The organism is Streptomyces sp. NPDC050564, from assembly GCF_044457265.1.
Classification (GTDB): domain Bacteria; phylum Actinomycetota; class Actinomycetes; order Streptomycetales; family Streptomycetaceae; genus Streptomyces.
In genome coordinates this window covers 77,705-94,552 of record NZ_JBITGS010000006.1, presented here as the reverse complement: position 1 = coordinate 94,552, position 16,848 = coordinate 77,705, and the positions used below count along the sequence as shown (strand labels likewise).

The window sequence follows — 16,848 nt, the reverse complement described above, 5'->3', positions numbered from 1 at the left end:
TGCGTGGACCGTCACAGGCTCAGCTCCGGGTGCAGCCGGTCGAGGGTCCACACCTGCTTGCGGCGCGCGGACAGGGCGGTGAGCGCGAGGGCGCCCGCCGTGAAGGCCACCAGGACGGCGCACGCCTGCCACACCGGGCCGAGGCCGCCGCCCGTGATGAGCCTCCTGAGGGCCTCGACGACGTAACTCATCGGCAAGAAGGGGTGGATCGCGTTGAAGAAGCCCGGACTGGTCTGGACGGGGTACGTGCCACCCGCCGACGTCAGCTGGAGCATCAGGAGGGCGAGCACGAGGATCCGGCCCGCCGCTCCGAAGCGTGCGTTCAGCCACTGCACGATCGCCGCGAAGCACGCCGTCACCAGGAACAGGAAGCCAACTGCCCCGGCCGCCCGCGCCATCTCCAGGCCGATCGCCCAGTGGAGCACGGACATCAGGGCCGCCGTCTGCAGTACGCCCACGGCGGCCACCGGCAGCCAGCCCGCCAGCGCGATGCGCCAGGCCGAGGCGCTCGCCGCGAGCGCACGCCGGTTGAGCGGCTGGATCAGCATGTACGCCACCATCGCGCCCACCCACAGGGACAGCGGGATGAAGTACGGGGCGAAGCCGGTGCCGTAGTTCGGGGCCTTGTGCAGGTCCCTGGAGGCGAGCTGTACGGGGTCGGCCATGACCTGGGTGCGCTGGTCGCGGTCCTGCTTGTCGTAGTCGGGGATCTGATCGGCGCCGTCGTGCAGTCCGCCGGCGAGCTTCCCGGAGCCGCCCACGAGCTTGTACATCCCCCCGTCGAGGTCGCTCGCGCCCGTCTTCAGCCTGCCGACGCCCGTGTCCAGGTCCGCCGCGCCGGTCTTGGCCGTGCCGAGCCCGGTGTGCAGCTTCTTGCTCCCCTTGGCGACCTTCTCGGCACCCTCGTTCAGCTTGTTGATCTTGGAGACGGCGTCGTCGAGGTCCTCGGAGAGATGCGGTGAGCGGTCGGCGAGAGCCTGGGCCTGTTTCTGGAGCGTGGCCAGGTTCTTGTCGAGCTTTTCGAGATCGCCGTTCTGGTCGTCGATCAGCGTGTTCACGTCGTCGGCGACCTGGGCCACGTCCGCGGCCGCCTCCTTGGCCTTCTTCAGGTCGGGGCACGCGGCGTCGGGGAGCGGCAGGGTCTCGCAGCGCGCCTTGTAGACGGCATTCAGCGCGGTGGAGGCCGTGTGGGCGCTCTTGGCCGCGGCCGGGGCCGTCTCCACCAGGGTGTCGAGGTTGTGGCGGATCCCCGCGGCGGAGTCGGCGACGAGCTGAGCCGTGTCGCCGATCGACTTCTCGTTGTCCTTCAGGAAGGGGCCCACCTTGCCCGCGACCCCGTTGACCTTGTCGGCCAGCGACCGCGTGCCGTCCGCGACCTGCCGCGAACCGTCCTCCAGGTCCCCCGCGCCCTTGTTGAGCTTCTTCAGGCCCCCGGAAAGCTTTCCGCTGCCCTTCTTGGCCTCCTTCAGGCCGTCCGCGAGATCTTTGGAGCCCTTCTTCGCCTTGCCGATCCCGCCCTCGAGCGTGTCGGCGCCCTTGGCGGCCTTCTCGGTCGCCCCGTGGATGTCCGAGAACGAGATGAAGATCTTGTCGAGGAAGGACCGCGAGGTCTTGGTGGAAGCGGCCGTGCGCACCTCGCTGAACACCGTCCGGGAGATCTGCCCGACGATGTAGTTGTTCGCGTCGTTCGTACGCACCTGGAGCGCGCCCGTCTCCGGTGTGTCCCCGGAGCTGGAGGCGATCCGCTCGCTGAAGTCGCCCGGCATGGTCAGCGACAGGTAGTACGTGCCGTCTTCGACGCCCTTACGGGCCTCGGCGGCGCTCACCTCGTGCCACTCGAAGGTGTCGCTGTCGCGCAGCCCCTTGGTGATGTCGTCGCCCGCCGCGATCTTCTTGCCCGCGACGCTCGCCCCCTTGTCGTCGTTCACGAGTGCCACGGGGATGCGGTCCAGGCGGCCGTACGGGTCCCAGAACGACCACAGGTAGAGGGCGCCGTACAGCAGCGGCAGCAACAGGAGCGCGGCCAGCGCGGCACGCGGGAGCTTGCCTCGGCCGAAGCGCCTGAGCTCAAGCGCGGCCAGTTTCGGCGAGCGCATCGGCCGTCTCCTTCTGCTCGTTGTGCTGCTGGTTCTTCTGGGGGTTGACGACGGTGGCGCCCTGGGGGGCCTCGCTGCACACCGCCACGACGGTGGTGCCGGACTCGGTGAGCGACTTCAACAGGGCCCAGGCATCATCCCGTTCGGCGTCGGAGAGCTTGAGGTCGGTGTCGTCGACGCCGAGCAGACCCGGCCGGCCGATGAGGGCCAGCGCGACGGACAGCCGCAGGGCTTCGAGTCGCTCCAGGTCGCGTACGGCGGTCCGGGAGCCCTTGGGCAGGGACTCCTGGTCGAGCCCAGCGGCGGCCAGAGCGGTGTCGATCCGCAGCTTCGCCTCGGTCACTCGCTCGGCGCGAGGTCGTAGCAGTCCCCGCAGCGAACCTCGGAACCGCCGCTGCAGCAGCGCCCGTTCACTCAGGTGCTCCCCGACGGTCAGGGCCGGGTCGAGGTCCGTGACGCCAGGCACGTGTGCGAGCGCGCTCGCCCGGCGCACCGCGGCCATCTGCTTCGGCAGCCTCCCCCCGCCCACGGTGGCCGTCCCCTCGGTCGGCTTCATCCGGCCCGTGAGCGCAAGCAGCAGGCACGTACGGCCGGATCCCGAGGGCCCCTCGATCGCGATCAGCGAGCCGGGCTCCGCGTCGACGAAGACTCCGCGGAACGCCCAGCCGCGGGGCCCCTCGAGTCCGAAGTCCTCGGCCGTGACGCCCAGTCCGTGTGGACTGTCCACAGCTTCCCCATTCCCCTGGAACTACTTTTGAACTGACTGGTCAGTGCAAAAACTAACCCGAACCTACGGTCGAAGCAAAAGACCCGAACCTACGATCGAAGCAAAAGGCCAGGTCAGAACGGATTGTCAGTGGCATACCTCACGATGGGCACATACGGCCACAGTGCCGTCACACAGACGACAGGAGGTTCGTCATGGCCAGCTCTTCCGCAGCCGCCGCCCACCGGCGCCGCGCCACCGGCCCTGCCCCCTCACTGACCGGCCCGGCGAGCGACGTGCACCCCGTGCTGCGCCGGGCCACGGCCCCGCCCGCCGCCCTCGAACTGCTCGCCCAGGCACGCGCCGGACTCGACGAGGCGACGGCCCTCGAAACACCCAACGAGCGGTATGCGACGGCCCACTTGGCCGCCCTGCGCACCGCCGCCGCCGTCCTTGCCGCGCGGGGCCGCCCGGAGCCCACGGCGCGACGCCGGGCCCGGATCCGGAGCGCCTGGGAAGTGCTCCCCGAAATCGCGCCCGAACTCACCGAGTGGAGCGCCCTGTTCGCCTCCGGAGCCACCCGCCGCGCCCGCGCAGAGGCGGGCATCCAGGGCGCGGCCGGCAGCCGCGATGCCGATGACCTGATACGGGACGTGGCGATGTTCCTGCGCCTCGTCGAGCGGATGCTCGTGCTGCAGCCCGTGCTGCCCCAGCCCCGACAGGGTGCGGACCGGGAGGTGCCGGACGCGGGCTGACCGGTGCGGGAGCCGCGCGGCGACGTATCGGCGACCGTGCGCCCACCACGCGATCCGCCGCGTGAGACGGAGGATCGGCCACTGCGGCGGAGGCAATAGGGTGGAGGCGCCCGCGGCCTTCCCACCGGGAGGCCCCGAAGAATGCTCCGCCGTGCAAGAGGCGGTGCCGCGCCGAGGAGTCAACTGCCGTGTCGGACCCGATGCGCCCCCGCGCTTCTCTCCGTACCGCCGTGGTCTGGGAGGTCCTCAAGGACGCCCTGGACCGCCGGGTCAAGGCCACGGGGCGGGAGTCCCTCGACGTACTCGACACCGGGGGCGGCAGCGGCAACTTCGCGGTGCCGGTGGCCCGCCTCGGCCACCGAGTCACGGTCGTCGACCCCAGCCCGAACGCGCTGTTCGCGCTGGAGCGCCGGGCCGCCGAGGCCGGCGTCGCCGACCGCGTGCAGGGCGTCCAGGGCGATGCGCACGGTCTCTTCGACGTGGTCGGCCGTGGTGGCTACGACGTGGTGCTGTGCCACGGCGTCCTGGAATACGTGGACGACCCGGCCGAGGGCGTGCGCAACGTGGTGGACGCGCTGCGCCCCGAGGGAGTGCTCAGCCTCCTCGCCGCGGGCCTGGGCGGAGCCGTGCTGGCCCGCGCCCTGGCCGGGCACTTCAACGAGGCCAGGCAGGCGCTCGATGACCCGGACGGACGCTGGGGCGAGGGTGATCCCGTACCCCACCGCTTCACGGCCGATCAGCTCACCGCCCTGGTCGAGGGCGCCGGCCTTCGCGTCGCTGCCGTACACGGTGTCCGGGTCTTCGCCGACCTGGTTCCGGGGGTGCTCGTGGACACCGAACCGGGGGCCCTGGAAGCACTGCTGAAGCTGGAAGCGGCGGCCGCCGAGCTCGCCGCGTTCCACTCCGTGGCGACGCAGCTCCATGTGCTCGGTGAGGCCCAGGGGGCTGCCGAGGGCTGAGCCGCCTCCCGTGGTGCGCCGCTGATCAGGGGCTTGGCGGCAGATGGAGTACGCCACAGACCCCCCGATCGGGTGCTCGGCGCCGTATGATCGAGGGAGACCGTCCGGCATGACGGACCGTTCGCTGGGGAATGCACGCCCCAGTGGATCGGGGTGCCATGGCGGGTTCCGGTTGGCGAATTGGCGTAGAGGGGCGGGTTTCACGGGGGCGATTCCCTGCCTATCCTGAAGGGGACCCCCGGTCGCCCCGGCGACTGCACGATGAGGAGGACTCCGTGCCGCTCTCGGAGCACGAGCAGCGAATGCTCGAGCAGATGGAGCGAGCGCTGTACGCCGAAGATCCCAAGTTCGCGACAGCGCTTGAGGGAAGCGGGCTGCGTACGTACACCCGACGACGGGTATACCAGGCGGTCGCGGGCTTCCTGGTGGGTATCGCGCTCCTCATGGCCGGAATGGTCGCAGTTCAGATCTGGCTGAGTGTGGTGGGATTCCTCGTCATGCTGGGCTGTGCGGTGCTTGCCGTCACCGGTTGGCGCAAGGCTCCCAAGCCGGGTGAACAGCCGGCAGCGCCCGGCACCCCCGCCGCTCGCCGCCAGGGCCGACAGCGCCGTTCCCTGATGGACCGCATCGAACAACGCTGGCAGCGTCGCCGCGACGAACAGGGCCACTAGCCCTCCGAGCGCCGCAACCGAAGACATCCTACGAGGGGGTGTCCGCCCGACCCGGGCGGACACCCCCTCGCGTATGCCCCGAAGCCCCCGGCGCCGTAGCTGTCTTGTGGTCGCCGGTGCCGTCTCAGCCGTCGTAGCTGTGCCCACCCGTGCCGCCAGGGGCGGCACGGGTGGGCACAGCGGCACCCCGTAAGCGCGGGGCTGCGCGACCCGCCCCTACCCCAGCCACGGCGCGGGGGACCTTCGCTGCAACGGCACCCGGCGCTGGTGGCTGCGCCCACCCGTCCTGCCCCGCGGGACGACTGCCCACAGCGGTAGCGGTGACGGAAGCGCACGCGCACGGCGCCGGCGGTCGACGGCTGCCCCGATGCAGCCGTCGGCGCGCGAGCGGCGAGTGTGGTGGTGGTAAGCCCACGGCCCCCGCCCCGGGTCGGGACAGGGGCCGGAGGACGTTACCCGGCGGTCAGCCGTTCTGGCCCGAAGGGCGGCGTAGCAGGGTCTCCCTTCGGGCCGCCAGGCGGGCCCTGAGCGTCGTCCAGCGGGCCGAGGCGGCCCAGACCACGCGGATGGCCGAGCGGGGCGCGAGGAGGGCGCGCAGGCGGCCGGCGCGGCTCGCGGAGGTGCGCAGGGCGTCCGCAATGCGCCGCGCGTCGTCCGCGAGGCCCGCCACCGGTCGCGGATGCGGTGCGTAGAGCACTTGCTCCACAGCCGCGGCCAGCCGGTGCACCGCGTCCGACGCCGTCGGATCGAGACCGCCGAGACGGACGATCCGCGCGGCGGCCTTGCGCGGCGTCTGCGACTCGTCCGGCGCGATCCCGTAGTCCCACGCCGTATCGGTCACCTCCTGCCAGGCCCCCAGCGTGTACGCCGCCGCGTCCGCATCGGTGCGGCCGTGCCCGCCGAGCCGAACGGAGCGCATCCGGATCCGCCACAGCATCGGCAGCAGCGGCACTCCCAGGATCAGGAGGCCTGCCAAGGCAATCCCAAGGATCTTGAACCACGGCCAGCTGTCGTCGTGGGAACCCACCGCCGCCAGTGAGGACTCGCTCGGGCACGCCTCCAGCTTCCGCTGTTGCGCCGTGCAGCTCTCGCTGGTCGACGGCGCGGCGGAGGGCGCCGTGGAGGACGAAAGCGTCGGCTTCGGCACGTTCGGTACATCGGTGCCGGGTGTGTCCGTCTGGGTGTACTGCGGCACCGTGCCACGGTTCGGGGTGGGCTCGAAGCGGGTCCAGCCCACTCCCTCGAAGTAAAGCTCGGGCCAGGCGTGCGCGTCCCGCAGCCCCACCGACATCGAACCGTCGGCCTGCGGGGTGCCCGGTGTGAAGCCCACCGCCACGCGGGCCGGTATCCCCAGCGTCCGGGCCATCGCGGCCATCGCGAAGGAGAAGTGGACGCAGAAGCCCTCCTTCTCCTTCAGGAAGCGCGCGATCGCGGCGGAGCCGCTGCCGACCTGCACCTGGGTGTCGTACCGGAAGTTGCCGCTGACGGCGAAGTAGTCCTGGAGCTTGACCGCCTGCTCGTAGTGGTTGGTCGAGCCCTCGGTGACCTTGCGCGCGGTCGCCGCGACCACCGGGGGCAACGACCCCGGCACCTTGGTGAACTCGCTCTTCAGCGCCGCCGACGGCTCCGGCGCGCTCGCGAGCTGTGCTGCCGTCGGCTGCACGATCAGGCTCGTGACCTCGTACTGCGCGCCGCGCGTGTTCTGGCCGCGGTCTCCCACGAGCGTGCGCCCCACGGGCTCGTACCGCCAGCTGCCCTTGATCTTCACCTGGCTGGCCGGGTACGGCATCGGGAGCCAGTCCTGCGCGTACCAGTCGGCCGCCGAGATACGGGTCAGGATCGAGGCCCGCTGGACGTCGCTGCCGAGACCGATCGGCGTCGGGAGCGTGTCCGGCACGTCCTGGATGTGCCGCTGGGCGGGCTTCCAGGCCGTGCCGTCGAAGTCGTCGAGGGAGACGATCCGCAGATACAGGTCCTGGGTGTCGTCGGTGTTGGTGCGGTAGGACATGACCTGGCGGTCCTCGTCCACGTTCAAGCTGTCGCGGAGCGAGACCAGCGGGTTCACCGCGGAGATCGTGCCGCCGCCCCCGGAGCCCGTGCCCACGCCCGTCCCCGTGCGGCCCAGCAGACCGCCGTCGAGGGCGGGCAGGCCCAGCGGCACCACCAAGGCGATGCCCAGGGCGACCGCGCCGATGCGCCGCCCGGTGCGAACCGGTGCGACGGCGCCGGTTGCGGAATCGGGGCCCGGTGTGCGGGGCGCCCCGCCGAAGACACGGCCCCACTGAGAGAGCCGGTCGCGGCCCTCGGCCAGCAGCAGCATCAGATAGCCGGCGGCTGCGAGCAGGAACCAGAGCCATGCGGCGCCGCCTCCGGAGAGCCCCGCGGCGACCGAGTACAGCGCGAGCAGCGGCAGTCCGGCGGGGGCCGCGCTGCGGTACGTGACCGCGAGCGCGTCGACCGCGAGCCCGATCACCAGGACGCCGCCGACCAGCATCAGCCGGATGCCGTCGGACAGCGGCGCCGGAATCGAGTACCGCCCGACGTCGTCGGTGCCCGCCTGCAGCAGGACTCCGAATCGGTGGAAAGCCTCGGGGCCCGGGACGATCCCGACGACGGCCTGCTGGCGGGCGAAGGACAGCGTGAGCAGCATCAGCGTCACCAGCGCCTGCACCGCCACGGTCAGCGGCCGGGCCAGCGGAACCCGCCGGGTCAGCGCGCCCACTGCGGTCTGCATCGCCAGCAGGAACGCGGCCTGGAAGATCCAGGTCGCCGGGTCGACCAGCGGCAGCAGGGCGCAGGCAGCCATCAGCGTGGCCGCCGCCGCGCACAGTGCCAGTCGCGCGCGCCCGCTCATGAGCCGTCACCCCCCGCCGTACTCCCCGTCGACGCCATGTGCGTGCGCTGTCGGTCCGCCTTCCGCCACAGGTCGGCGAGCCCCGCCCCCCGCGGCACCATCACGGCGGTCCAGCCCGCCTCGCGCAGCATGCGCAATCGGTCCTCGCTCTGGTCCAACGGGCCGGGGATGTCCGTCGGTTCCCGTACCCAGGTCTCGCTGTCCAGCAGGAAGGCGACGGCCCCGCCGCTGCGCTGGCGCATCTTGCCGAGCACCGTCGCCTGCTCCTCGTCCAGATCGCCGAGGAAGGCGATCAGCAGCCCCTCGTTCCCACCGCGCAGTACGTCGTACGCCCGGGACAGGCCCGTGCCGTCGGAGTGGTCGATGACGGCGAGCGTGTCCATCATCAGCCCGGCCGCGTCCGCCGATTCCTGGCTGGCGCCCGCGAACCCGTCGGCGCCCTCGCCGGGCACCGAGCTGCCCGTGTCGGTCAAAAGCCGTACCGAGAAGCCCCGTTCGAGCATGTGCACCAGCGTCGACGCCGTGCCCGAGACGGCCCACTCGAAGGCCGAGTCCGGGCCCGCGCCCTGGAAGGCGATGCCCCTGGTGTCGAGCAGCACCGTGCAACGGGAGCGCTGGGGCTGCTCCTCGCGGCGGACCATCAACTCGCCGTAGCGCGCGGTCAGGCGCCAGTGCACCCGGCGCAGGTCGTCGCCGTAGCGGTACCCGCGCGGGATGATGTCGTCCTCGCCGGCCAGCGCCAGCGAGCGCTGCCGTCCGTCGCCGTACCCCTTCGCCTCGCCGGTCAGCCGCACCGGCGGCAGCGCCTCCACGCGCGGGATGACCGTCAGGGTGTCGTACGTCGAGAAGGAACGGGTCAGCTCGCACATCCCGAAGGGGTCGGTGAGCCGCAGCTGCAGCGGTCCCAGCGGATAGCGGCCGCGCAGGTCCGAGCGCACGCGGTAGGACACCTCGCGGCGGCCGCCCGCCTCGACCCTGTCCAGGACGAACCGGGGCCGCGGACCGAGCACGTACGGCACCCGGTCCTGGAGCATCAGCAGTCCGGTGGGCAGCCGCGAGACGTTGTCCATCCGCAGATGGACGCGGGCCTCGGAACCGGCGGGCACGCGCGCGGGGGAGAGCCTGCGGCTGCCCGCGACCCGGTAGCGGGTGCGGTACAGCACGGTCGCGCAGACCAGCGGCAGGACCGAGAGGAGCAGCCCGACCCGGAGCAGATCGCTCTGCCCCAGGACGTACGCGCAGATCGCGGCGGCGACTCCGGCGGCCAGGAAGGAGCGCCCGCGCGTGGTGAGTCCGGCGAGCGCGGTGCGCAGCCCGCCCTTGTCCTCCTCGGCGGTGTGCCCCGTGCCCCCTTGCGCCATCACAGCCTCCGGGGCGGCTGCTGGCCGTAGGCGGTGGCGCCGCGGCCCATCGTGAAGCCTGCCTGCTGCTGGGGAGCCGCGGGCACCGGGGTGCGCTGCAGGATCTCCTGAACGACCTGCTCGGCCGTACGACGGTTCAACTGCGCCTGGGCCGTGGGCAGCAGGCGGTGGGCCAGGACCGCCACGGCGAGCGCCTGGACGTCGTCCGGCAATGCGAACTCCCGGCCGCTGAGGGCGGCGGACGCCTTCGCCGCGCGCAGCAGATGCAGCGTGGCACGCGGCGAGGCGCCGAGTCTGAGGTCGGGGTGCGTGCGCGTGGCCGCGACCAGGTCCACCGCGTAGCGCCGCACCGGGTCGGCGACATGGACGGTGCGGACCGCGTCGATCAGCTTCACGATCTCGTGCGCGTGCGCCACCGGCTGGAGGTCGTCCAGCGGGTTCACCCCGCCGTGGATGTCCAGCATCTGCAACTCGGCGTCCGCGCTGGGGTAGCCGATGGAGACGCGGGCCATGAAACGGTCGCGCTGAGCCTCCGGCAGCGGGTAGGTGCCTTCCATCTCGACCGGGTTCTGCGTGGCCACCACCATGAAGGGGCTGGGCAGTTCGTAGGTCTGCCCGTCGATGGTGACCTGGCGCTCCTCCATCGACTCCAGGAGCGCGGACTGCGTCTTGGGCGAGGCGCGGTTGATCTCGTCGCCGATCACGATCTGGGCGAAGATCGCGCCCGGCTTGAACTCGAAGTCCCGGCGCTGCTGGTCCCAGATGGACACACCCGTGATGTCCGAGGGCAGCAGGTCGGGCGTGAACTGGATACGCCGCACCGAGCAGTCGATGGACCGCGCCAATGCCTTGGCGAGCATGGTCTTGCCGACGCCGGGGACATCTTCGATCAGAAGATGCCCCTCGGCGAGCAGCACGGTCAGCGAAAGCCGTACGACCTCAGGCTTGCCTTCGATCACTCCTTCCACCGAACTGCGGACACGCTCCACAGTGGCGGTCAGATCCGTAAGGCTCGCTCGATCGTCATAGGTCGTCACCCGGCCCTCCTCGGCCCGTTCTCGGGCCGACGCCCTGTGCGGACCGGCCCACCCCGAAACACGGACACCACGCGCGAATAGTTCCGCGTGACGCCACACCCGCATTCTTGTTGCCGTTACCGGTTCGTGTCACTCGCCTGTGGATAACTGGCCGCGATATGTCAGGTCTTACGGCCCTTTGGGCGCCGGAAAGCCGGGGTTTTTCGTGAAGAGAGAGTCCCACGAGGCACCGACGGCGGGCGATCGGGGTTCGGCGGAGCCGGTCAGGTGGGGTCGATCTCGCGCAGCAGACCGGTCTTGACGTCGAAGACGAAGCCGCGTACGTCGTCGGTGTGCGGGAGGAACGGCGAGGTCCGCACGCGCTGCATCGACTGCCGTACGTCCTGTTCGACGTCGCGGAAGGCCTCGACCGCCCAGGCGGGGCGCTGGCCGACCTCCATCTCCAGCTCGTGCCGGAAGTCCTCGGTGAGGGACTCCAGGCCGCAGCCGGTGTGGTGGATGAGGACCACGCTGCGGGTGCCGAGCGCCCGCTGACTGATCGTGAGTGAGCGGATCACGTCGTCGGTGACGACGCCGCCCGCGTTGCGGATGGTGTGGCAGTCGCCCAGCTCCAGGCCGAGTGCGGCGTGCAGGTCGAGGCGGGCGTCCATGCAGGCCACCACCGCGACGTGGAGGACGGGACGGGCGTCCATCCCGGGGTCGGTGAAGGCAGCGGCGTACTGCTCGTTCGCCTCGACGAGGCGGTCTGTGACGGCGCCGCCATCGGCTATGGCGCCTTCGGGCTCAGTGGGAACGGATGCAGAAGTCGTCATAGCTATGACGGTACTGGTCACGTGGGGTCCGGTCCTGCTGTGAGATCGGGAAAACAACGTCATCGCGTCCTCTTGTGAGGTAACCCACACGGGTGGCGTAAGTGCACCCTTCCAGGTGATTCTTTCCGATATACCGCTTCGCACGCGTCGGGCCTCGCGACGCGCATGCCGGTTGATTGACCGCGAGACGCCGTGGACTAAAGTGACGCGAAGCGGGAGGCGAGGCTCTCCCTGCTGGTGTTATCCCCCGGAGACCCGGCGATTTTCCGGCGTCTCCCCGCGTGCGCGGCGCGTACGTACGGCTCGGCCTCCTCCCGCTCCCGGTCGGCTGACGCCACTCACCCGGCGCCAGCAGGCCTCCCCTTCTCGAGCGGGCGGGGACCCGGCGGTGCGTACGGGCGCGCCGGACCTGAGAGGGCCCCTTGAGTCAGAGTCGACACGTCCCGGTGATGCTCCAGCGGTGCCTGGACATGTTGGCCCCGGCCCTCACCGAGCCGGGAGCCGTCGTCGTCGACTGCACCCTGGGACTCGGCGGTCACAGTGAGGCGCTGCTCGCCCGGTTCCCCGAGGCCCGGCTCGTGGCCCTCGACCGCGACAAGGAGGCGCTGCGGCTCTCCGGGGAGCGGCTCGCCCCCTTCGGCGAACGCGCCACCCTCGTGCACGCGGTCTATGACGAACTCCCCGACGTGCTCGACCGCCTGGGCATCCCCCGCGTCCAGGGCGTCCTCTTCGATCTCGGTGTCTCCTCGATGCAACTCGACGAGGCGGACCGAGGGTTCGCGTACGCGCAGGACGCCCCGCTCGACATGCGCATGGACCAGACGACCGGCATCAGCGCGGCCGAGGTGCTCAACACCTATCCGGCCGGCGAGCTGGTGCGGATCCTGCGCGCGTACGGCGAGGAGAAGCAGGCCAAGCGGATCGTGTCCGCGATCGTGCGTGAACGCGAGAAGGAGCCGTTCAGCAACAGCGCACGGCTGGTCGAGCTGATCCGTGACTCGTTGCCCCAGGCGGCCAAGCGCACCGGCGGCAACCCCGCCAAGCGCACCTTCCAGGCGCTGCGCATCGAGGTGAACGGCGAACTCAGCGTTCTGGAGAGGGCGATTCCGGCGGCCGTGAAGGCGCTCGCCGTCGGTGGCCGCATCGCCGTGCTGTCGTACCACTCGCTGGAGGACCGGCTGGTCAAGCAGGTGTTCGCGGCCGGCGCCGCCACCACCGCGCCGCCCGGTCTGCCGGTCGTCCCCGAGCGCTACCAGCCCCGCCTCAAGCTGCTCACCCGCGGTGCCGAACTTCCCACGGAGGAAGAGGTCGCCGAGAACCGGCGAGCGGCTCCCGCCCGGCTGCGGGGGGCGCAACGCATCCGGGAGGACGCCGAGTGAGGCGCGGGGAGAGGGAGGGCGCGTGAGCAGGAAACCGGAGCTCAGGGGGCGGGCCGCCCGGCTCGCGCGGCTGCTGCCGGCCGGTGCCGGACAGGCGGCCCGTACCCCCTTCGTCCTGTTGGTCGTGCTCCTGCTCGGCGGCGGTCTCATCGGGCTCCTCGTGCTGAACTCCGCGCTCAGCGAAGGAGCGTTCCGCCTGGACGACCTCCAGAAGGACACCAAGAGCCTCACCGACGAGGAGCAGGCCCTGCAGCGGGACGTGGATGCCTACTCCGCCCCCGACGCCCTCCAGCGCCGCGCCCGCGAACTGGGCATGGTCCCCGGCGGCGACCCGGCCTTCCTCAACCCCGACGGCACCGTCAAGGGCGTCCCGGGAGCCCCCGCCCAGCGGTCCTCCGCATCCACCCCGATGATCCTCGCGCCCGAGGTCCTCGCCTCCGCCCTGAGCCGGCCCCCGAATCCCGCCCCGCAGCCGTCCGCGGCCGCGCCCGCCCTCCAGGCTCCCGCCCCGTCCGCACAGCCCTCCACCAACCCCGGCAGGTGACGGAAGTGTCCGACAGGGAACCGCCGCGCCGCCGCGTGCCCGGCCCCGCCAGGCCCGTACGCCCCGGGGGCCAGCGGCGCCCGGGCCCCGGTGCCCGCCCCGCCCGCCGCCCGAGCCCATCCGGGCCGAGCGGCCCCCGCGTCATCCGGCTCGGCAGTCCCCGCCCCCGCCTGCGCATGGTCAGCCTCGGGCTCACCCTGGTGATGGTCGCCTTCGTCGTACGGCTGCTCCAGGTGCAGGCCGTGGACGCGAGCACGTATGCCGCGAAGGCCGAACAGAACCGGTACGTCGGGCGCACGCTGGCCGCCGAGCGCGGCGGGATCACCGACCGTAACGGCGTCGAGCTGGCGACGAGTGTGGACGCGTACGACATCACGGCCGATCCGACGATGTTCACGACAGAGGCGACGAAGGTGAGCGACGCGCCCGAGCAGGCCGCGGCGCTGCTCGCCCCGATCCTCGGCCAGAGCATGGACGCCGTCGCCGCGAAGCTGAAGGCGAAGAACACCCGCTACACCCTGCTCGCGCACCGCCAGACCCCCCAGGTCTGGAAGCAGATCAAGGACCTGAAGACCACGCTCGGGGCCAAGGCGGAGACGGACAAGAGCACGGTCAACGTCCTCGCGGGAGTCCTCGCGGTCCCGGCCAGCAAACGCGTGTATCCGAACGGTGACCTCGCCGCCGGGATACTGGGCTGGGTCAACGCCGACGGCAAGGGCGGCGGCGGCATCGAGCAGCAGCTGAACAAGGAGCTCGCGGGCAAGGACGGCAAGATCCGCTACGCCCAGTCCGGTGGGCGCCAGGTGCCCACCGTGGGCTCCACCGAGACACCCGCCGTGGCCGGTTCCGACGTCGAGCTGACCATCGACCGGGACATCCAGTGGGCCGCGCAGAACGCGATCACCGAGCAGGTGAAGAAGTCCAAGGCGGACCGCGGGTACGTGATAGTGCAGGACACCCGGACCGGCCAGATCCTCGCCATGGCCAACTCGCCCGGCTTCGATCCGAACGACCTCTCCCAGGCCAACTCCGCCGCCATGGGCAACGCGGCCCTCCAGGATGCCTACGAGCCCGGCTCCACAGCCAAACTCATGTCGATGGCCGCCGTCCTCCAGGAGAACGTGGCCACGCCCGACACACATGTGGTCGTGCCCAACCGGCTGCACCGCGGCGACCGGCTCTTCCAGGACGACATCGACCACTCGACCTGGTACCTGACGCTGAACGGCGTACTCGCCAAGTCCAGCAACATCGGCACCATCCTGGCGACCGGCCAGCTCGGCAAGACACAGAAGGAGGCCAACCGGGTCCTCTACTCGTATCTGCGCAAGTTCGGCATCGGCAGTCACACCGGGCTCGGCTTCCCCGGTGAGACCGCGGGCATCCTCGCGCCCCCCGACACATGGTCGACGTCGCAGCAGTACACCATTCCTTTCGGCCAGGGCGTGTCGATCAATGCGGTGCAGGCGGCCTCCGTCTACTCGACGATCGCCAACGGCGGCGTACGCATCGAGCCGACGCTGGTGCGCGGCACGAGGGGGCCCGACGGCCGCTTCACCCCCGCCGCCCAGCCCAAGAAGACAAGGGTCGTGAGTGAGAAGACCGCGAAGACCCTCGCCCAGATGCTGGAGTCCGTCGTGGACGACGAGCAGGGCACCGGCATCAAGGCGCGTATCCCCGGCTACCGAGTCGCAGGCAAGACGGGTACGGCCAACCGCGTGGATCCGGCCACCGGCAAGTACCACGGCTACACCTCGTCATTCGCCGGATTCGCACCCGCGGACAACCCGCGCGTCACCGTCTACTGCGCCCTCCAGAACGCCACCAGGGGCAGCTACTTCGGAGGCACGACCTGCGGACCCATCTACAAGCAGGTCATGGAGTTCGCCCTGAAGACCCTCCAGGTCCCGCCCACCGGGGCGAAGGCCGCGAACCTTCCCGTCAGCTTCAAGCCGTGATCCACTGCGACCGCACGCCCTGATCAGCCCCCACGCACAACGGACCAGGAACAGCTCGTGACAACGATCACCCCGGCCTCCGGGAACCAGCCCCCGCCGAACCCCTCGCTTCGCTCCGGCGGGGGTGCGCCCGGTACGCTCACCGCCGTGCCACACGCTGATCAGTCCCAAACCACCCAGAAGGGCGTTCCTGTGACATATCCGGGGCCGCCGCGACCGGTTCACGTCTCCGCCACACCCCTCGCGGAACTGGCCGATCAGCTGGGTGCCACCGCGCCGGCGTCGACCCCTGAGGTCACGGGCATCACCCATGACTCGCGGGCCGTGCGTCCCGGCGACCTGTACGCCGCACTGCCCGGCGCCCGCATGCACGGCGCCGACTTCGTGACCCAGGCGGCCGGTCTCGGTGCCGTCGCCGTGCTGACCGATCCGACGGGCGCCGAGCGCGCCGCCGCCACGGGCCTTCCCGTCCTGGTGGTCGACGATCCGCGCGGGCGGATGGGTGAGCTCGCGGCCACGATCTACGGCCACCCCGGGCGCGACCTGCTCCAGATCGGCATCACCGGCACCTCCGGCAAGACCACGACGGCGTACCTCGTCGAGGGCGGCCTGAAGAGGGTCCGCTCCACCGGGCTGATCGGCACGGTCGAGATGCGCATCGGCGACGAGCGGATCAAGTCGGAGCGCACCACCCCCGAAGCCACCGACCTCCAGGCCCTGTTCGCGGTCATGCGCGAGCGCGGGGTCGAGGCGGTCGCGATGGAGGTCTCCAGCCACGCGCTGGTCCTCGGCCGGGTCGACGGCTGCGTCTTCGACATCGCCGTCTTCAACAACCTCAGCCCGGAACACATGGAGTTCCACTCCGACATGGAGGACTACTTCCGGGCCAAGGCGCAGCTGTTCACACCGAAACGCAGCAAACTCGGCGTCATCAACCTCGACGACGAGTACGGCCGCAGGCTCGCCAAAGAGGCCACCGTCCCGGTGGTCACCTTCTCCGCCGAGGGGCACCCCGACGCCGACTGGCGCGCCGAGGACGTCGAAGTCGGCCCCATGGACTCGACGTTCACCGCGGTCGGCCCCAAGGACGAGCGGATCTCCGCCAGGTCGCCGCTCGCGGGCCCCTTCAACGTGGCCAACACGCTCGCCGCGATCGTCGCCCTCGCCGTCGCCGGGCTCGACCCGCAGACCGCCGCCGACGGCATCGCGGCCGTGCCGGGTGTCCCGGGCCGCCTGGAGCGCGTGGACGTGGGCCAGTCCTACCTTGCCGTCGTCGACTACGCCCACAAGACGGACGCCGTCGAATCGGTCCTGCGCGCCCTGCGCAAGGTGACGAGCGGTCGTCTGCACGTGGTGCTCGGCTGCGGCGGCGACCGGGACCGGACCAAGCGGATGCCGATGGGCGCGGCCGTGGCGCGGCTCGCCGACACCGCTGTACTGACCTCCGACAACCCCCGCTCCGAGGACCCCCTCGCGATCCTCGCGACGATGCTCGCCGGCGCCGCCGAGGTGCCGGCGCACGAGCGCGGTGAGGTCCAGGTCTTCGAGGACCGGGCCGCAGCCATCGCGGCCGCCGTCGCCCGCGCAGAGCCGGGCGACACCGTGCTGGTCGCGGGCAAGGGCCACGAGCAGGGCCAGGACATCGCCGGGGTGGTGCGTCCCTTCGACGACCGCCAGGTGCTTCGCGAAGCTATCCAGAAGACCCAGGGATGAACT

The 16,848-nt window shown here is 71.3% G+C and carries 13 protein-coding genes; 7 read left to right on the top strand and 6 right to left on the bottom strand.

The features are described from left to right. Positions 1-11 precede the first annotated feature (11 nt). Together ACIBK0_RS11560 and ACIBK0_RS11555 are read right to left on the bottom strand one after the other, a co-directional pair. A complete protein-coding gene (locus tag ACIBK0_RS11560) occupies positions 12-2,096 on the bottom strand; it encodes a YhgE/Pip family protein (protein WP_399078193.1) in 2,085 nt (694 codons plus the stop codon). After that, the gene (locus tag ACIBK0_RS11555) at positions 2,068-2,823 is read right to left on the bottom strand and encodes an ATP-binding cassette domain-containing protein (RefSeq protein ID WP_399078191.1); all 756 of its coding nucleotides are present in this window, start codon (positions 2,821-2,823) and stop codon (positions 2,068-2,070) included. Before ACIBK0_RS11555 ends, ACIBK0_RS11560 begins: the two co-directional genes overlap by 29 nt. A gap of 194 nt (positions 2,824-3,017) precedes the next feature. On the opposite strand from ACIBK0_RS11555, the gene ACIBK0_RS11550 reads away from it, so the two are divergent. From ACIBK0_RS11550 to ACIBK0_RS11540, 3 genes are all read left to right on the top strand, one after another. Then, positions 3,018-3,557 (top strand): SAV_6107 family HEPN domain-containing protein, encoded by a 540-nt coding sequence (locus ACIBK0_RS11550; RefSeq protein ID WP_399078189.1) that lies wholly within the window; start codon positions 3,018-3,020, stop codon positions 3,555-3,557. A 188-nt stretch (positions 3,558-3,745) separates the two neighbouring features. Then, positions 3,746-4,516 (top strand): methyltransferase, encoded by a 771-nt coding sequence (locus tag ACIBK0_RS11545; RefSeq protein WP_399078187.1) that lies wholly within the window; start codon positions 3,746-3,748, stop codon positions 4,514-4,516. A gap of 275 nt (positions 4,517-4,791) precedes the next feature. Continuing rightward, positions 4,792-5,187 (top strand): DUF3040 domain-containing protein, encoded by a 396-nt coding sequence (locus ACIBK0_RS11540; RefSeq protein WP_399078185.1) that lies wholly within the window; start codon positions 4,792-4,794, stop codon positions 5,185-5,187. Positions 5,188-5,650: 463 nt separating this feature from the next. Here the strand turns inward: ACIBK0_RS11540 and ACIBK0_RS11535 are convergent, their stop codons facing one another. From ACIBK0_RS11535 to ACIBK0_RS11520, 4 genes are all read right to left on the bottom strand, one after another. Next, positions 5,651-8,041, bottom strand: coding sequence for a DUF3488 and DUF4129 domain-containing transglutaminase family protein (locus ACIBK0_RS11535; protein WP_399078182.1), 2,391 nt, complete (start codon positions 8,039-8,041; stop codon positions 5,651-5,653). Beyond that, positions 8,038-9,402, bottom strand: a complete 1,365-nt coding sequence (locus tag ACIBK0_RS11530; protein WP_399078180.1) for a DUF58 domain-containing protein — start codon at positions 9,400-9,402, stop codon at positions 8,038-8,040. The genes ACIBK0_RS11535 and ACIBK0_RS11530 overlap by 4 nt, the downstream gene beginning before the upstream one ends. After that, positions 9,402-10,439 carry an AAA family ATPase gene (locus ACIBK0_RS11525; RefSeq protein WP_399078178.1) on the bottom strand — a complete coding sequence of 346 codons (1,038 nt, stop codon included), beginning with the start codon at positions 10,437-10,439 and terminating at the stop codon, positions 9,402-9,404. Before ACIBK0_RS11525 ends, ACIBK0_RS11530 begins: the two co-directional genes overlap by 1 nt. A 263-nt stretch (positions 10,440-10,702) precedes the next feature. After that, positions 10,703-11,314, bottom strand: a complete 612-nt coding sequence (locus ACIBK0_RS11520; RefSeq protein WP_399078176.1) for a beta-class carbonic anhydrase — start codon at positions 11,312-11,314, stop codon at positions 10,703-10,705. Between the two features lie 359 nt (positions 11,315-11,673). Between ACIBK0_RS11520 and rsmH the strand changes: the two genes are divergently transcribed. From rsmH to ACIBK0_RS11500, 4 genes are all read left to right on the top strand, one after another. Further along, positions 11,674-12,630 carry a 16S rRNA (cytosine(1402)-N(4))-methyltransferase RsmH gene (gene rsmH, locus ACIBK0_RS11515; protein WP_399078174.1) on the top strand — a complete coding sequence of 319 codons (957 nt, stop codon included), beginning with the start codon at positions 11,674-11,676 and terminating at the stop codon, positions 12,628-12,630. Between the two features lie 22 nt (positions 12,631-12,652). Next, on the top strand, positions 12,653-13,174 hold the full coding sequence (locus ACIBK0_RS11510; protein ID WP_399078172.1) for a septum formation initiator family protein: 522 nt from the start codon (positions 12,653-12,655) through the stop codon (positions 13,172-13,174). Between the two features lie 5 nt (positions 13,175-13,179). After that, the gene (locus ACIBK0_RS11505; protein ID WP_399078170.1) at positions 13,180-15,132 is read left to right on the top strand and encodes a peptidoglycan D,D-transpeptidase FtsI family protein; all 1,953 of its coding nucleotides are present in this window, start codon (positions 13,180-13,182) and stop codon (positions 15,130-15,132) included. A gap of 192 nt (positions 15,133-15,324) precedes the next feature. Then, a complete protein-coding gene (locus tag ACIBK0_RS11500) occupies positions 15,325-16,845 on the top strand; it encodes a UDP-N-acetylmuramoyl-L-alanyl-D-glutamate--2,6-diaminopimelate ligase (protein ID WP_399078685.1) in 1,521 nt (506 codons plus the stop codon). Positions 16,846-16,848 lie beyond the last annotated feature (3 nt).